A 13,988-nucleotide genomic window follows, 5' to 3' on the forward strand; every position below is an offset into this window, starting at 1 on the left:
TGCGCGGCGAATGGTTCAGCATGGCATCGGCGCGTTCTTGCGCGCATACCACCACCAGGTCAGCGCCAGGCAGGACAGGTAAAACACGATGAAGGCATATAGCGCGGCTTGCGGGCCGCCGGTCAGCGCGGCCGAGGTGCCGAAGCTCTTCGGGATGAAGAAGCCGCCATAGGCGCCGATCGCGGCGGTGAAGCCGATCACGGCGGCCGATTCCATGTTGGCGGCCTTGACCGCCTGCTCCTGCGCGGCCGCGCTCTTGCCCTGCGCCTGCCGCATGTGCTGGGTCAGGAAGATCACCGGAATCATGCGGAAGGTCGAGCCGTTGCCGATCCCGGACGCCAGGAACAGGATGAGGAACAGCGACAGGAAACCGGCGAAGCTGCCGCCGGACGGGCCTGACGGCAGGAAATACAGCACGCCCGGCACCGCCAGCGTCATCGCTGCGAATACCCAGAAGGTGACGCGGGCGCCGCCGACCTGGTCCGCCAGCCAGCCGCCGAACGGCCGCGCCAGCGCCCCCAGCAAGGGGCCGAGCCAGGCGTATTGCAGCGCGTTGATCTGCGGGAACTGCGATTTGATCAGCAGCGGGAAGCCGGCCGAATAGCCGATGAAGGAGCCGAAGGTGCCCAGGTACAGCCAGCACATCAGCCAGTTGTGGGAGCGCTTGAAAATCACCGACTGTTCCTTGAACGAAGCGCGGGCGTCGGCGATGTCATTCATGAAAAACCAGGCCGCCAGCGTGAACAGGATGATGAACGGGACCCAGATGAAGGCGACGTTCTGCGCCCAGAAATGTACCGTGTCGCCGTTCAGGTTGGTCACCACGCGCGGCGCGCCGGCCAGCGGGCCGAGCACGCCGACCGCGACCACCAGCGGCGCCAGGAATTGCAGCGAGGACACGCCGAGGTTGCCGAGGCCGGCATTCACGCCCAGCGCCGAGCCCTTGCGCTCCTTCGGGAAGAAGAAGCTGATGTTGGCCATCGACGATGAAAAATTGCCGCTGCCAAAGCCGCACAACAGCGCCAGCGTCAGCATCACCCAGTACGGCGTGTCCGGATTTTGCACCGCCAGCCCGATGCCGACCGCCGGGATCAACAGCGAGGCGGTCGAGATCGCGGTCCAGCGGCGGCCGCCGAACACCGGCACCACGAACGAGTAAAAGATGCGCAGCGTGGCGCCAGTCAGTGACGGCGCCGCGGTCAGCAGGAACAACTGGTCCTGGGTGTATTTGAAGCCGAGCTGCGGCAACTGCACCGCGATCACCGAAAACAGTTGCCAGATGGCGAACGCCAGAAACAGCGCCGGCGCCGAGATCCACAGGTTCAGGCTGGCGATCGCCTGTCCTTCGCGTTTCCAGAACGCCTGGTCTTCCGGCGTCCAGATTTTCAGCAGGCGGCCGCCTGGGTTGTTAGCTGCCATGATGGAGCTTCCTTGTGGTTGAATGATGCGGTGACCGGTCGGGCAACATGCGGCGCCTCATGCCATCACCGGAGCACGTCGTACTTCGGTGAAATACATCCAGATCAGCGAAACCCAGGTGATGCCGTACAGCAGCATGAAGGCCGAGGAGCGTACGCCGGTCAGGTCGAGCAGCGCGCCGAACAGGATCGGCAGCACGAAGCCGCCCAGGCCGCCGACCAGGCCGACAATGCCGGACACGGCGCCGATGCTGTCGGGGAAATCGTTGGCGATGTACTTGAATACCGAAGCCTTGCCGAAAGCCCAGGCGATGCCCATCACGAACAGCAGCGCGGTAAACAGCCAGGGGTTCAGTCCAAGGTGAAAACTGGTTGGGCCGGCCACGGTCTGGATCACGAATTCGGTCTGCGGATAGGACAGGATGAACAGGCAGATCCAGGACACCCACATCACCCACCAGGTCACCGCATGGGCGCCGTATTTATCCGACAGCCAGCCGCCGATCGCGCGCAGCACGCCGCCCGGCAGCGAAAAGCAGGCCGCCAGCAGCGCCGCGTTTTGCAGGCTGAAGCCGTATTCGCCGATGTAATACTGGGTCATCCACAGCGCCAGCGCGACATAGCCGCCGAACACGATCGAGTAGTACTGGCAGTAGCGCCAGACGCGCGGGTCGCGCAGTGTCTGCAATTGCTGGCGCATGGTGATGCTGGAGGCCGACAGGTGCGACGGATGGGTGTAGGTGAACAGCCAGAACAGCAGCGCCGTCACCAGCAGGGCCACGGCATACACTTTCGGTACCATGGTCCAGCCGAAGGCGACCACGATGCCGGGCGCGACCAGCTTGGTCAGCGCCGAACCGGCGTTGCCGGCGCCGAAGATCCCCATCGTCAGGCCCTGGTTGTCCTTGTTCGACCAGCGCGCGACGTAGGCCACGCCGACCGAGAACGAACCGCCGGTGCAGCCGGCCAGCGCGCCCAGCAGCAGCAGTTGCCAGTACCGGCTCGCGTTGCCGATCAGCCAGACTGCCGGCACGCAGGCGACCATCAGCAGGAAAAACACGATGCGCCCGCCGAAGCGGTCAGTCCACATCCCGAGCGGCAACCGGATCAGCGAGCCGGTCAGTACCGGGGTGGCCGCCAGCAAGCCGAACTGTGTTGCATTCAGGCCCAGTTTTTCCTTGATCGGAATGCCGATCACGGCAAACATCATCCAGATCGCGAAGCACACGGTGAACGCCAGTGTGCTCATAATGAGAACCGAAAGCTGTTGGCGATTGAGCATATGAAATTTCCCGCGGGCTGATGTTGGGAGGCAGCTGAGGCGATGGCGCTGGCATCAATGACGCTTGCATCATAGAAGTGGCTCGCGTGCGCGAACAGCCCCCGCAGGACCTCGGGGCGGCACCGTTCTACCTCCAAATAGGTAGTGGGGATAAGATCAAAAACATTTAAAATCAATGCATTAGAAATGCTTCTGGCAAGATGCGCGCGCCTTGTGCCAGATTCAGCGCATTGGAGGTAGGTGCGCCGATGTGGCTCGCGGGGTGGCTGGCAAGGCGGTATTCGGGAGAAGCGGTATGGCGGTTTTGACGACGCGCTGGCGTGAATCGCTGGCGGTGCGGGTCGGTCTGGCGATCGGCACCATCACGGTGCTGGCGATCTTTTCGATCCTGCTGTCTTCCTTCGTCGCCGAAAACAGTGTCGGCAAGGCCAAGGCGATCAACGATTCCGGCTCCCTGCGCATGTTGACCTACCGCTTGACCGAGCAGTTGACCAGCGGTCAGGCGGCGCAGGCGGTGCCGCGCATCGACGGCCTGATCAACCAGCGGCTGGAGTCGCTCGGTGCGCTGGTGCGCCAAGGCAGCGGCGATTACAGCGCGGTGCCGCAGGCATATCAGGACCTGGTGCAGCAATGGCGCGGCAGCACCGAGCCGCTGGCCCTGCAATTGGTCAGCGCGCGCGCCAGCGTAGCCGACAGCGAGCTGCTGCAAAGCGCGGACGAGTTCTTTCGCCGCGCCGATCGCCTGACTTCGCTGATCGAGCACGATCTGGAACACCGCATCGGCCTCCTGCAATGGGCACAGCGCGGCTTGCTGGCGCTGATCCTGCTGGTGGCTGGCGTCGTGCTGTGGATGATCAAGAGCCAGGTGCTGCAGCCGTTGCACGCGTTGCTGCAGCAAGCCGGGCGCATCAGCCGACGCGATTTTTCCCGCCGCCTGGCGATCGAGGGCGGCGATGAACTGGCGCGCCTAGCGCAGGCCTTCGACCACGCCACCGACGAAGTGCTGAAGATGACCGGCCAGATGGAGCAGCGGGTGGCGCAAAAAACCGCCGACCTGCAACGCAGCAACCAGTCGCTGCAATTGCTGTATCGCACCAGCCGCAGCCTGAGCGAAGACGGCTTGAGCCAGGGAAAACTGCACCAGGTATTGCGCGATGTCGAGGCGTCGATCGGGGTGCGCGCCGGCCTGATTTGCGTGCGCAACGAACAGGACGGGCGCGCCTGGCCGGTCGCCACCAGCCTGTCGACGCGCGAGCGCGAACAACTGTGCGGCCACATCGGCTGCGACCATTGCCGCGGCGCGGGCGAGTTGCACCAGATCGACGCCGGCAGCGCGCAGGTGATCAGCGTGCCGCTGCGCGAGGGCCACGCGGCGCATGGCGTGATGCCGCTGCTGCTGGCGCCCGGAGCCAAGCTGGAAGAATGGCAGCAGCCGGTGCTGGAAGCGGTCGGGCGGCATATCGCGGCGGCGCTGGCGAATGCCCGGCGCGAGAAAGACCAGCGCCAGTTGGCGGTGCTGGAGGAGCGCAGCGTGATGGCGCGCGAACTGCACGATTCGCTGGCACAGTCGCTGTCCTACCTGAACATCCAGGTGCTGCGGCTGCAAAACGGCTTGCGCCAGGGTGCGGTCGGGCCGGACGACGCCATTCTCGGCGAGTTGCGCGGCGGCCTGAAGTCCGCCTACCGCCAGTTGCGCGAACTGCTGACCACCTTCCGCCTGAAGCTGGATGGCGACGATCTGCAGGAGTCCTTGCGCAGCACGGTGGACGCCTACCGCGAACGCACCGGCATCGATGCCCGGCTCGACCTGCGCCTGGGCGGCTTGCAACTGTCGGCCAATCAGGAAATCCACGTGCTGCATATCGTGCGCGAGGCACTTTCGAACATCGAGCATCATGCGCAAGCCAGCGCCGCGCTGGTTGCGCTGCGCGGCGACATCGCGCAGCGCGAACTGGTGGTCGACATTTGCGACAATGGCATCGGCATCAGCGACGCCACTGCGCCCTCGCATCATTTTGGCCTTTCGATCATGCGTGACCGCGCCGCCAGCCTGGGCGGCAGCCTGCGGGTCGGTCCGGCTGCAGCGGCACTGCCGGCCGAAGCCGGCAACTGGCAGCTGGACCCGGCGCGGCCCGGCACCGGCGTCGAACTGCGCTTCCAGGCCGCGCCGATGTACTCCTGACATGGAGAAGCGATGAAAGCCGAAAAAGCCGTAGCGGATGCGCCTGCCCCGGCGCGGGTGCTGGTGATCGACGACCACCCGCTGTTTCGCAAGGGCGTGCGGCAACTGATTGAAATCGACCCCAGCCTGGTGTGCGTCGGCGAAGCCGATTCCGGCGAAGCCGGGCTGGTGCAAGCCAAGGCGCTCGAGCCCGACCTGATCCTGCTCGACCTGAACATGAAAGGCATGGACGGCATCGCCACGCTGCAGCGCATGCGCGCGCACCAGATCGACGCCCGCATCGTGATCCTGACCGTGTCGGACGCCGCCGAGCACCTGGTGGCGGCGATCCGCGCCGGCGCCGATGGCTATCTGTTGAAGGACACCGAGCCGGAAGACTTGCTGAAGGCGCTGCATGAAGCGATGTTCGGGCGCACCACGATCAGCCCCGAGCTGTCCAGCCTGTTGGCCGGCGCGCTGCGCGCCGAAGCGCTGGACCAGGCGCGCGCCCAGGCTGAACTGACCGAACGCGAGCGGCAAATCCTGCAGCTACTGGCGGGCGGCAAATCCAACAAGCTGATCGCGCGCGAACTCGACATCATGGAAAGCACGGTCAAGGTGCATATCCGCAACCTGCTGAAGAAGATGCAGTTCCGTTCACGGCTGGAGGCGGCGGTGTGGGCGGTGGCGAACGACGGCAAATAGCCAGCCGCACGCCATGACCATATACTCCTGATGCAGATAGTGTTTTCCGTATATAAAAAGGCGGAAATTTACACATACTCAGGGTAAACCAGCGCCGGACTGCTGCCGGTGGCGAGCGGGGCGGCTTCAGTGGCTGGTGCCGGCCGAGCGCGTGATCTTGTTGTAGATGTTGTACTTGCCGGATGGTTTTTTCATCGGCAGGCGCTTGACTTCCTGCAGCGTGGCGGCGTCGTAGACCACCAGCGCGCCGTCGTTTTCCCAGACGCTGACCAGCGCATACTTGCCGTCGCGCGTGAACTCGGTGTGAGCCGCGACCTGGCCGGGGCTGGGGCGCAGCCGCGCGACCACTTCCAGCTTTTCCTTATCGATGATCTGGATCACGTCGCGATCGGTGCTGCCGTTGAACACGTCGACCCAGGCGTAGCGCGTGTTTTCATGGCTGCGCATGAAGAAGCCCGGCCCCAGCGTCTGGATCTGCTTGACGGTTTTCCAGGTCTTCATGTCGATCACGGTGACGATGCCGTCCTTCAGGTTGGGCGTCGCCAGCACTGGCGTGCCGTGATAGTCCCAGCTGATGCCGGAGCCGAGGTGCGGTATGCCGGGCAGCTCGACATTGGCGATCTTGCGGCCGATGTTCAGGTTGACGATCTGGCTCTTGCCTTCGCGCGACGAGCCGATCAGGTTGGTGTAGGAGGGATCGAAGAAGAAATCGTCCAGGTAGTCGTCGAGCGCGATCCGGCGCGCCGCGAACGGCCCCGGCTCGGCCAGTCCCTCGGCCATCTTGTAGTCGTGCACCAGGCCGCGGTAGACCGGCGGCGGGTGGTCGTCATAGCTGATTTCCCACATTTCGGGAAGGTCCTTCAAGGCCGCGATGAAACTGTGACGCGGCGCGGCGTCGTACACCGCCGACACGCGCGAGGACTTGCCGTGGTCGTCCTTGACCTCGATCACCTTGAGCGGTTTCAGGTCGCGCGTGTCGAGCACCACCAGCGTGTGCGGCAGGTAGTTGGCGACCATCGCGTAACGGCCATCACTCGATACCGCCAGGTTGCGGGTATTGATGCCGGCGCGGATTTCCGCCACCAGCTTCAGGTTCCAGATGTCGTACTTGGCGATCCAGCCGTCGCGCGAGGCGAAGTAGACGTAGCGGCCGTCCGGCGAGAATTTCGGCCCGCCGTGCAGCGCATAGCGCGTGGCGAAGCGCGCCACCGGTTCGAACTTGTCGCCGTCCAGGATGGTGGCGTGATGGTCGCCCAGCTCGACCACCACGAACAGGTTCAGCGGATCGGCGTCGAACACCGGCTTGTCCGGCAGGCTGCCGGGCGCGTGGTATTCGATGCGCGAGGCGCGCATTTCGTTGGCGCCCCAGACCGGCGTTTGCGCCAGTGGCGCATAGATCAGCTCGATCAGCGACTGGATGTCGGCGGCGTCCAGCGTGCCGGTAAAGCCTGGCATCTGGGTTGCGACGCGGCCTTCGGCAATCGTCTTTTGCGCCTGCGCCGGCCGCAGGCGCGCCAGGTTCTCCCGCAGCAGCGCCGGCCCGGTGCCGCCCAGGCGGTCGGCGCCGTGGCAGGAAGCGCAGTGCTGCTGGTACAGCGCGGCGGCGTTCGGCGCCGACCGCGCCGACGATTGTGCTGTCTGCGCCGATTGCGCAGAGCCGGCCCACAGCGCCGCCAGCGCGGCGCCGGCGGTCAGGAGTGCGCGCAGCATCATGCCGGCCTCGCTTCGCGCTTCCTGCCGCCGTAGGGCTTCATCGGTACCCGCTCGCGTTCCCCAAACAGACCGATTTCGGCGTCGCTCAGGTAGCAGGCCGGATCTTCCTGCCATGGATCGCCGGTGACCTGGAATGCGCGCATGCGGGTGTTGCCGCCGCAGACGTCGAAGTAGGCGCACTCGCCGCAGCGGCCCTTGACTTGGCGCGGGCTGGCTTTCAGGCCGGCCATCAGCGGGTCGGAGGTATCGCGCCAGATATCGGAGAACTTGCGTTCGCGCACGTTGCCCAGGTTGTGGCTCCACCACATGGTGTCCGGATGGACGTTGCCGAGGTTGTCGATATTGGCGACGTTGACGCCGGACGAATTGCCGCCCCATTGCGCCAGCTTGGCGCGCAGGTGCGGCTCGCGCTCCGGCAGGTGGCGGCGCACCCAGTGCAGCAGGTAGACGCCGTCGGCATCGTTGTTGCCGGTGACGAATTCCTTGTGCCGCCCCTGCTGGATATGGGTCCAGCAGGTGTCGAATAGCAGGTCCATCGCGTCGCGCGTGGTCTGCAGGAAGGCGTCCTGGGCGCGGTTGGTGTTGCCGCGGCCGGCGTAGTTCAGGTGCGACAGGTAGAACTTGTCGATGCCTTCGTCGTCCACCAGTTGCAGCAGCGCCGGCAGGTCGTGCGCATTGCCCTGGGTCAGCGTGAAGCGCACGCCGATCTTGATGCCGTTTTGGCGGCATGACTGGACCGCCCGCAGCGAGGCGTCGAACGCTCCCTGCCGGCGGCGGAACAGGTCGTGCGTGGCGCGGATGCCGTCCAGGCTGATGCCGACATAATCAAAGCCGACCGCGGCGATCCGTTCGATATTGCCGTCGTCGATCAGCGTGCCGTTGGTCGACAGGCCGACATAAAACCCCATGTCCTTGGCGCGCCGCGCGATCGCGTAGATGTCCGGGTGCAACAGCGGTTCGCCGCCGGACAGGATCAGCACCGGCACCCGGAACGCGCGCAGGTCATCCATCACCGCATGGATTTCCGGAGTCGTCAGTTCGCCGGCAAAATCCTTGTCCGCCGAAATCGAATAGCAATGCTTGCAGGTCAGGTTGCAGCGGCGGATCAGATTCCAGATCACCACCGGTCCTGGCGGATTGCGCCTCGGGCCAAGCGGCGTCGGGTGGACGATTTCCTGCATGTACTGGCTGATGCGAAACATGGTTTTTCCTCTATTCGGCTGATTGGGAGGCCAGCCGCAGACCGGTCTTTTTCAGGATGCGGGTGCTGTACAGCACGTCATGGGCGCGCACGTTCACGCCCAGAAAGCGGGCGATTTGCGCCACTTTGGCTTCTACTTCATCGCGCGTGCGGCCATGCACCATCGCAAACAGGTTGTAGCGCCAATACGGCAATTGGCGTGGGCGGCGGTAGCAGTGGCTGACGAATTCCAGGCGGCCGACGCCGGTGCCCAGTTCGTCCACCATCTCATCCGGCACGTCCCATACCGACATGCCGTTGGCGACGTAGCCGATCGCATAGTGGTTGGGCACGACGCCGATGCGACGGATCAGGCCGTGTTCCTGCATGCGCCGGATGCGCGCCATGACTTCTTCCGGGTCGAGCCGCAATTGCTCGGCAAGCGCGTGATACGGCCGCTGCACCAGCGGCAAGCCGCGCTGGGTGGCGACGATCAGCGCGCGGTCGATGGCGTCATCGGCGGCGGGGTTTGTTGCAGAGGCGGCGGAGGCGTTGGCGGTGTTCATGGCGGCTCAGACGGTCAATTTCAGCTCGACGAAGTATTCACGCTGCTTGGGGAAGTTGAATACCCGGCAGCCGCTGTCGCGTTCGATCTTTGCCAGCGTGCGGGCGACGCCGTCCGGCGTTTCCGCCGCCACCACGAACCACATGTTGAGTGCATGGTCGCGCGCGTAATTGTGCGCAACTTCCGGCAGCGCATTGACGCGCTCGGCGATCCGCTCGAACTCTGCCCTTGGCGCCTGCAGCGCCGCCAGCGTGAAGGCGCCACCCATCCGTTCGATCTGGAACAGCGGCCCGATGCGGGTCAGCGTGCCGCGCTCCAGCATCTGCGCCAGCCGCTCCAGCAGCGCATCTTCGGAAACGCCCAGGCGCTGCGCGGCTTGCAGCCAGGGCCGTTCGCATACCGGCAGGCCGCCCTGCAGGGTATTGATGATGGCGCGCTCCAGTTCATCCATGGCGCACGCTCGCGTAATGCGCGCCGCGCTGCTTGAAGCGGCGCCGGCTGAACAGCATTTCGGACGGGTAGGCAGCCAGCCCGCACTCGGCCGCCAGCGCCGCGATGTGCGCCTGCACCTGGGCGCGGTCCTTGCCGTGCATCATGCAGAACAGGTTGTAACGCCAGTCCGGCATCTGGCGTGGCCGCTGGTAACACAGCGTGACGCGGCCGCTGGCGGCGATGCGCTGGCCGACGGCGTCGACCGCGTCGTCCGGCACATCCCACACCGTCATCGCGTTCGCGGTATAGCCCAGTTCGTGATGCCGCACCACGACGCCGAAGCGCTTGACCACGCCGCTCTGTAGCCAATGCGCGATGATCTCGATGGCCTCCGCTTCCGCCACCCCGAGGCAGGCAAACGGGCGCTCAAACAGAGGCAAGCCGTCCTGCAGCGCGGCGACCACGCGCTGTTCGGAGTCACTCAGACCGACCGCGGCCGGACGCCGCGGCGTGCAGGCATCGGCGGCATGCGCTGGCGTCGCGTAGTCGCCGGCAGCAGCCGACAGATCGAAGCCGAGGTCGATGTGATAATCCTCGACCAGCGGCAGCGCCAGCAATTGGCCGCATGCGCAGCTCGCTTCGATCTCATGCAGTACCGCGCGCAAGTGCGCAGCCGAGGGCGCGGCGACCACGAACCACAGGTTGAAGTGGTGCTCGCGCTCGTAATTGTGATTGACTTCGGGAAAACCGCTGATGTGGTGCGCAATCTCTTCCAGCCGCGGCGCCGGCACCGCCAGCGCGGCCAGCGCACTGGCGCCGATCGTGTTCGGCCGAAACACCGCGCCGACGCGGCTGATGGTGCCGGCGGCACGCAGCCGGCGCAAGCTTGCCAGCACCTCCACCTCGCCGCTGCCCAGCGTGGCGGCCAGCGCCGCGAACGGACGCGGCTGCAGCGGGAAGTCGCGCTGAAAGCGATTCAGCAGATCAAACTCGAACGGGGTTGGCGCGGTGGCTGGGTCGGAGTTCATGTGCTTGTTCCGGTCGTCAGAAACCGATGCGGCCGGCGCGGTTGGTGAAGAAGATCCCGCTCGGCGCCTGTGCCGGCAATTCCGCCCGGCGCGCAAACGACGCAGTGTCGTACACCACCACGCGATTGTCGTCGCGTACCGAGATCCAGACCGTTTCGCCGCGTGGCGCGAATTCCATGTGCAGCACCGTCTTGCCCGGCTCCAGCCGCGTTAGCACGCGCCGCGTCTCGACGTCGATCACCTGCACCTGGCTGTTGTCGGGAAAGGCGAAGTTGACCCACACCTGGCGCCCGTCCGGGCGCGCCATCACGAACACCGGCTGGCCGGCAACCGCAATCCGGCCCGCTTCCTGCCAGGTTTCCATGTCCAGCACCAGTACCTCGTTGCGTCCGACCGCGGGCAGGTAGGCGTAGCGCCCGGCCACCGCCCAGCCGCGCAGATGCGGCATCTTGAACACCGGCAGCTTTTCCTCGCCGCGGCCGTAGCCGTTCAGTATCCGCTTGACGCCCCGCTCCGGATGCCACAGGTCGAGCAACGCCAGGCCATCCTCGCCGAACAGGCCGGCCAGGTAGTAGCGGCCGTTGGGCGTGATCAGCGCATCGTAGGGTTCGCGCCCGATATTTGTGAACTTCTGGATGTCGGGCGCGCGCGGGTTCTTGAGGTCGGCGACCCAGATTTCACCACCGTCGAACAGGCTCCAGACAAAGCGGTTGCCCGGCAAATCGGCCAGCCCGACCACCTTCGAGCGCTGTCCCTGCGCGCCGTAGGTGGCCGGGATGTCGGACAGCAGTTCCAGCGTGTCGGCATCGAAAATCTTGACCCCGCCTGGCGCATAGTTCTGCGCCGCCAGCAGTTTTCCGTCCTGCGAAATCGCGCCGCCGATGCTGTTGCCGGCCTGGACCACGCGTCGCTCTATTGTTCCCTTCAGCAGATCGACCTTCGACAGGCCACCGTCGCGTCCGAACACGTAGGCATAGCGCGCATCGCGCGAATACACCAGCGAGGCGTGCGACAGGTCGCCCGGTCCTGGTACCGATGCGATCGCGGTCTGGTGCGTGGTATCGATTACCTGCACGCTGCCGCTGGCGCGCTCGATGATGACGCCGAGGTCGCCGGTGCCGCGCAACGGCGGGCTGGCGCAAGCCCCGAGTGCCATGAGCACTGTGGCGGCAGCAAGAATCCGGTAGCTCACGGGGGAAATCCTTTCTGTAAATGATCGACTACCCAGGCCGCCTCCTGCTCCGTCAGGAAGCGGTGCCAGGGCGGCATCGCGCTGCCGGTGCGGCCCTGCAGGATGGTGGCGATCAAGCTTTCGCGCGGCCTGTCGGTTAGCGTTTCCGGCAGCAGGGCCGGCCCGAGGCCTCCCTTCAGCGTCAGGCCGTGACAGGAGCCGCAGTCCTGCCGCACCAGTGTGATGAGTTCGCCGCGGCGCGCGGCGCTTGGAACGTAGGCGGCGGCATCGGCCGCCGTCGAGATGCTCGGAAAAATCCAGATGCAGGATGGAACCAGGGCGGCGGCGCACAGGCGCGCGATGGCGGTCCTGATTCCGGTTCTACAGTGTGATGCGCTGTCCATGGCGATGTTCTCTGCTGACTCCGGCATGGGGCGGCTCGAGCCGCTCCATGCCGGGCCCGGCTACGGCTCTGCTTTAATAGACGTCATGCTGGGTATTGTTGACGTTGAACTTGCCGGTCGGTGTGATCAGCTTCGGATCCTTGATCACCGCTTTCAGCTTGCGCGTCTTGTCATCCACCACCACGATCGCCGACTGCTTGTCCTTCGCGCTCCAGACCGAGAACCAGACTTCGTCGCCGGCCATGTTGTACTCGGGCTGCACGATGCGCTTGGCGCCGTCGCCGATGTCGGCCCACTCGGCGATCGGCAGCGTCACAAAGCCCTTGTCGAGGTTGTTGATGTCGTACGCCGCGACCGACTGGCTGATCTTGGCATCCGGATTCAATGGCGTATCGATCCACAGGTTTTTCGACTTCGGATGGGTCTTGATGAATAGCGATCCGCCACCCTGGCCCTTAATGGTCTGTACCACTTTCCACGCCTGCGCCTTGTGCTTGATCGGGTCGGTGCCGATCAGCGAGATGGTGTCGTCGCCCAGGTGGCTGGTGGACCAGACCGGACCGAACTTCGGATGGAGGAAGTTGGCGCCGCGCCCCGGATGCGGGGTGTTGCCGACATCCACCATTGCCGCCAGCTTGTTGTCCTTGGTATCCACCACCGCGATCTTGTGGGAGGCGTTGGCGGCCACCATGAAGTAGCGGCCGGTCGAATCGAAGCCGCCGTCATGCAGGAATTTCGCGGCGTCGAGCGTGGTCGTCTTCAGGTTCTTCAGATCCTGGTAGTTGACGATCATGATCTTGCCGGTTTCCTTGGCGTTGACCACGAACTCCGGGTGGTAGTGCGAGGCCACGATCGAGGCCACGCGCGGTTCCGGGTGATATTCGTTATCCACCGCCATGCCACGGGTGGAAACGATTTTCAACGGCTTCAGGGTGGCGCCATCCATGATCACGAACTGCGGCGGCCAGTAGGCGCCGGCGATCGCGATCTTGTCTTCGAAGCCCTTGTACTTCGAGGTTTCGACCGAACGCGCTTCGAGGCCGATCTTGATTTCGGCAACGTTGTCCGGTGTTTCCATCCACAGGTCGATCAGGTTGATGCGGGCATCGCGGCCGATCACGTACAGATAGCGGCCCGAGGCCGAGGTGCGCGAGATATGCACTGCGTAGCCGGTCTTGACGATGTTGATGATCTTCTTGGTATCGCCGTCGATCAGCGCCACTTCGCCGGAGTCGCGCAGCGTGGTCGAGAAGATGTTGGCGATGTTGTACTTGTTCATTTTCCTGGTCGGACGCTTGGCCACCGGGATGATGTCCTTCCAGGTCGCTTCCATGTCCTTCATGCCGAATTCCGGCGGCGTCGGCGGCTCTTGCTGGATATAGCGCGCCATCAGGTCGACCTGGGCATCGGTCAGCTCACCCGAGGTGCCCCAGTTCGGCATGCCGGCCGGCGAACCATAGGCAATGAACACCTTCAGATAGTCGGTGCCCTTGGTAAGCGTGATATCCGGAGTCAGCGGCTTGCCGGTGGCGCCCTTGCGCAGGACGCCGTGGCAACCGGCGCAGCGCTCGAAGTAGATCTGCTTGCCTTGTTGGAACTCCGCCTCTTTCATCGGCGGCGCTTTCGGGTTGATATTCTGGTGCATCGGTTCGTTGGCCAGCGGCGAGCTGCCGGCCTGATAGCGCATTTCCGTGTCGGTGTGCGCGTCTTTCGGCTTTTCGTCGGCATAGGCCATGCCGATCGCCAGCGGCAACGCTACCAGCGTTGCCGCTAATCGGTGGATCGAGGATTTACTCAGCATCATGTTGACTCCCCTTTTAAGGATGTTTGAACTGCGATAGGGCTGATTCAAATGCGAACGCCATGATTGGCAATGCATGACTTCTTTTGCTTCCAGTCGCCCGCAGCTTGCTGCATACATGTTTCTGT

At 64.6% G+C, this 13,988-nt stretch carries 12 protein-coding genes; 2 read left to right on the forward strand and 10 right to left on the reverse strand.

Features of this window, described 5'->3' with window-relative positions; all coding sequences use genetic code 11:
- Positions 1–15 precede the first annotated feature (15 nt).
- Together ACK2VC_RS09675 and ACK2VC_RS09680 are read right to left on the reverse strand one after the other, a co-directional pair.
- Positions 16–1,419, reverse strand: a complete 1,404-nt coding sequence (locus ACK2VC_RS09675; RefSeq protein ID WP_486730138.1) for a NarK family nitrate/nitrite MFS transporter — start codon at positions 1,417–1,419, stop codon at positions 16–18.
- A gap of 57 nt (positions 1,420–1,476) precedes the next feature.
- On the reverse strand, positions 1,477–2,700 hold the full coding sequence (locus ACK2VC_RS09680) for an MFS transporter (protein ID WP_486730139.1): 1,224 nt from the start codon (positions 2,698–2,700) through the stop codon (positions 1,477–1,479).
- 295 nt (positions 2,701–2,995) lie between these two features.
- On the opposite strand from ACK2VC_RS09680, the gene ACK2VC_RS09685 reads away from it, so the two are divergent.
- Both ACK2VC_RS09685 and narL read left to right on the forward strand, forming a co-directional pair.
- The gene (locus ACK2VC_RS09685) at positions 2,996–4,882 is read left to right on the forward strand and encodes a histidine kinase (RefSeq protein WP_486730140.1); all 1,887 of its coding nucleotides are present in this window, start codon (positions 2,996–2,998) and stop codon (positions 4,880–4,882) included.
- Between the two features lie 12 nt (positions 4,883–4,894).
- Entirely contained in the window at positions 4,895–5,566 is a 672-nt protein-coding gene (gene narL / locus ACK2VC_RS09690; protein WP_486730141.1) for a two-component system response regulator NarL, read from the forward strand.
- A 126-nt stretch (positions 5,567–5,692) separates the two neighbouring features.
- Here narL and ACK2VC_RS09695 read toward each other — a convergent pair whose 3' ends face one another.
- Genes ACK2VC_RS09695 through ACK2VC_RS09730 form a run of 8 tightly spaced genes read right to left on the reverse strand, consistent with a single transcriptional unit; the run spans position 5,693 to position 13,860 of the window.
- On the reverse strand, positions 5,693–7,276 hold the full coding sequence (locus ACK2VC_RS09695) for a cytochrome D1 domain-containing protein (protein WP_486733209.1): 1,584 nt from the start codon (positions 7,274–7,276) through the stop codon (positions 5,693–5,695).
- On the reverse strand, positions 7,276–8,481 hold the full coding sequence (nirJ, locus tag ACK2VC_RS09700; protein ID WP_486730142.1) for a heme d1 biosynthesis radical SAM protein NirJ: 1,206 nt from the start codon (positions 8,479–8,481) through the stop codon (positions 7,276–7,278). The genes ACK2VC_RS09695 and nirJ overlap by 1 nt, the downstream gene beginning before the upstream one ends.
- Positions 8,482–8,491: 10 nt before the next feature.
- Positions 8,492–9,025, reverse strand: coding sequence for a siroheme decarboxylase subunit beta (ahbB, locus tag ACK2VC_RS09705; RefSeq protein ID WP_486730143.1), 534 nt, complete (start codon positions 9,023–9,025; stop codon positions 8,492–8,494).
- Between the two features lie 6 nt (positions 9,026–9,031).
- Positions 9,032–9,475: an Lrp/AsnC family transcriptional regulator gene (locus tag ACK2VC_RS09710; protein ID WP_486730144.1), complete on the reverse strand. Its 444-nt coding sequence runs from the start codon at positions 9,473–9,475 to the stop codon at positions 9,032–9,034.
- The gene (ahbB, locus tag ACK2VC_RS09715; protein WP_486730145.1) at positions 9,468–10,484 is read right to left on the reverse strand and encodes a siroheme decarboxylase subunit beta; all 1,017 of its coding nucleotides are present in this window, start codon (positions 10,482–10,484) and stop codon (positions 9,468–9,470) included. The genes ACK2VC_RS09710 and ahbB (ACK2VC_RS09715) overlap by 8 nt, the downstream gene beginning before the upstream one ends.
- 16 nt (positions 10,485–10,500) lie before the next feature.
- On the reverse strand, positions 10,501–11,640 hold the full coding sequence (locus ACK2VC_RS09720; RefSeq protein ID WP_486733210.1) for a cytochrome D1 domain-containing protein: 1,140 nt from the start codon (positions 11,638–11,640) through the stop codon (positions 10,501–10,503).
- A gap of 32 nt (positions 11,641–11,672) precedes the next feature.
- Complete coding sequence (locus ACK2VC_RS09725) at positions 11,673–12,086, reverse strand: c-type cytochrome (RefSeq protein WP_486730146.1); 414 nt, start codon at positions 12,084–12,086, stop codon at positions 11,673–11,675.
- 46 nt (positions 12,087–12,132) lie between these two features.
- Positions 12,133–13,860, reverse strand: a complete 1,728-nt coding sequence (locus ACK2VC_RS09730; protein WP_486733211.1) for a cytochrome D1 domain-containing protein — start codon at positions 13,858–13,860, stop codon at positions 12,133–12,135.
- Positions 13,861–13,988 lie beyond the last annotated feature (128 nt).

It is taken from the genome of Herbaspirillum sp. WTB6, assembly GCF_057457785.1.

Excerpts from the sequence above, each read along its gene's own strand:
- ACK2VC_RS09680 (WP_486730139.1), bottom strand. The coding sequence starts at position 2,700 with ATGCTCAATCGCCAACAGCTTTCGGTTCTCATTATGAGCACACTGGCG.
- ACK2VC_RS09685 (WP_486730140.1), top strand. The coding sequence starts at position 2,996 with ATGGCGGTTTTGACGACGCGCTGGCGTGAATCGCTGGCGGTGCGGGTC.
- ahbB (WP_486730143.1), bottom strand. The coding sequence starts at position 9,025 with ATGAACACCGCCAACGCCTCCGCCGCCTCTGCAACAAACCCCGCCGCC.
- nirJ (WP_486730142.1), bottom strand. The coding sequence starts at position 8,481 with ATGTTTCGCATCAGCCAGTACATGCAGGAAATCGTCCACCCGACGCCG.
- ACK2VC_RS09675 (WP_486730138.1), bottom strand. The coding sequence starts at position 1,419 with ATGGCAGCTAACAACCCAGGCGGCCGCCTGCTGAAAATCTGGACGCCG.
- ACK2VC_RS09710 (WP_486730144.1), bottom strand. The coding sequence starts at position 9,475 with ATGGATGAACTGGAGCGCGCCATCATCAATACCCTGCAGGGCGGCCTG.
- ACK2VC_RS09725 (WP_486730146.1), bottom strand. The coding sequence starts at position 12,086 with ATGCCGGAGTCAGCAGAGAACATCGCCATGGACAGCGCATCACACTGT.
- ACK2VC_RS09695 (WP_486733209.1), bottom strand. The coding sequence starts at position 7,276 with ATGCTGCGCGCACTCCTGACCGCCGGCGCCGCGCTGGCGGCGCTGTGG.
- ACK2VC_RS09720 (WP_486733210.1), bottom strand. The coding sequence starts at position 11,640 with ATGGCACTCGGGGCTTGCGCCAGCCCGCCGTTGCGCGGCACCGGCGAC.
- ACK2VC_RS09730 (WP_486733211.1), bottom strand. The coding sequence starts at position 13,860 with ATGCTGAGTAAATCCTCGATCCACCGATTAGCGGCAACGCTGGTAGCG.
- narL (WP_486730141.1), top strand. The coding sequence starts at position 4,895 with ATGAAAGCCGAAAAAGCCGTAGCGGATGCGCCTGCCCCGGCGCGGGTG.
- ahbB (WP_486730145.1), bottom strand. The coding sequence starts at position 10,484 with ATGAACTCCGACCCAGCCACCGCGCCAACCCCGTTCGAGTTTGATCTG.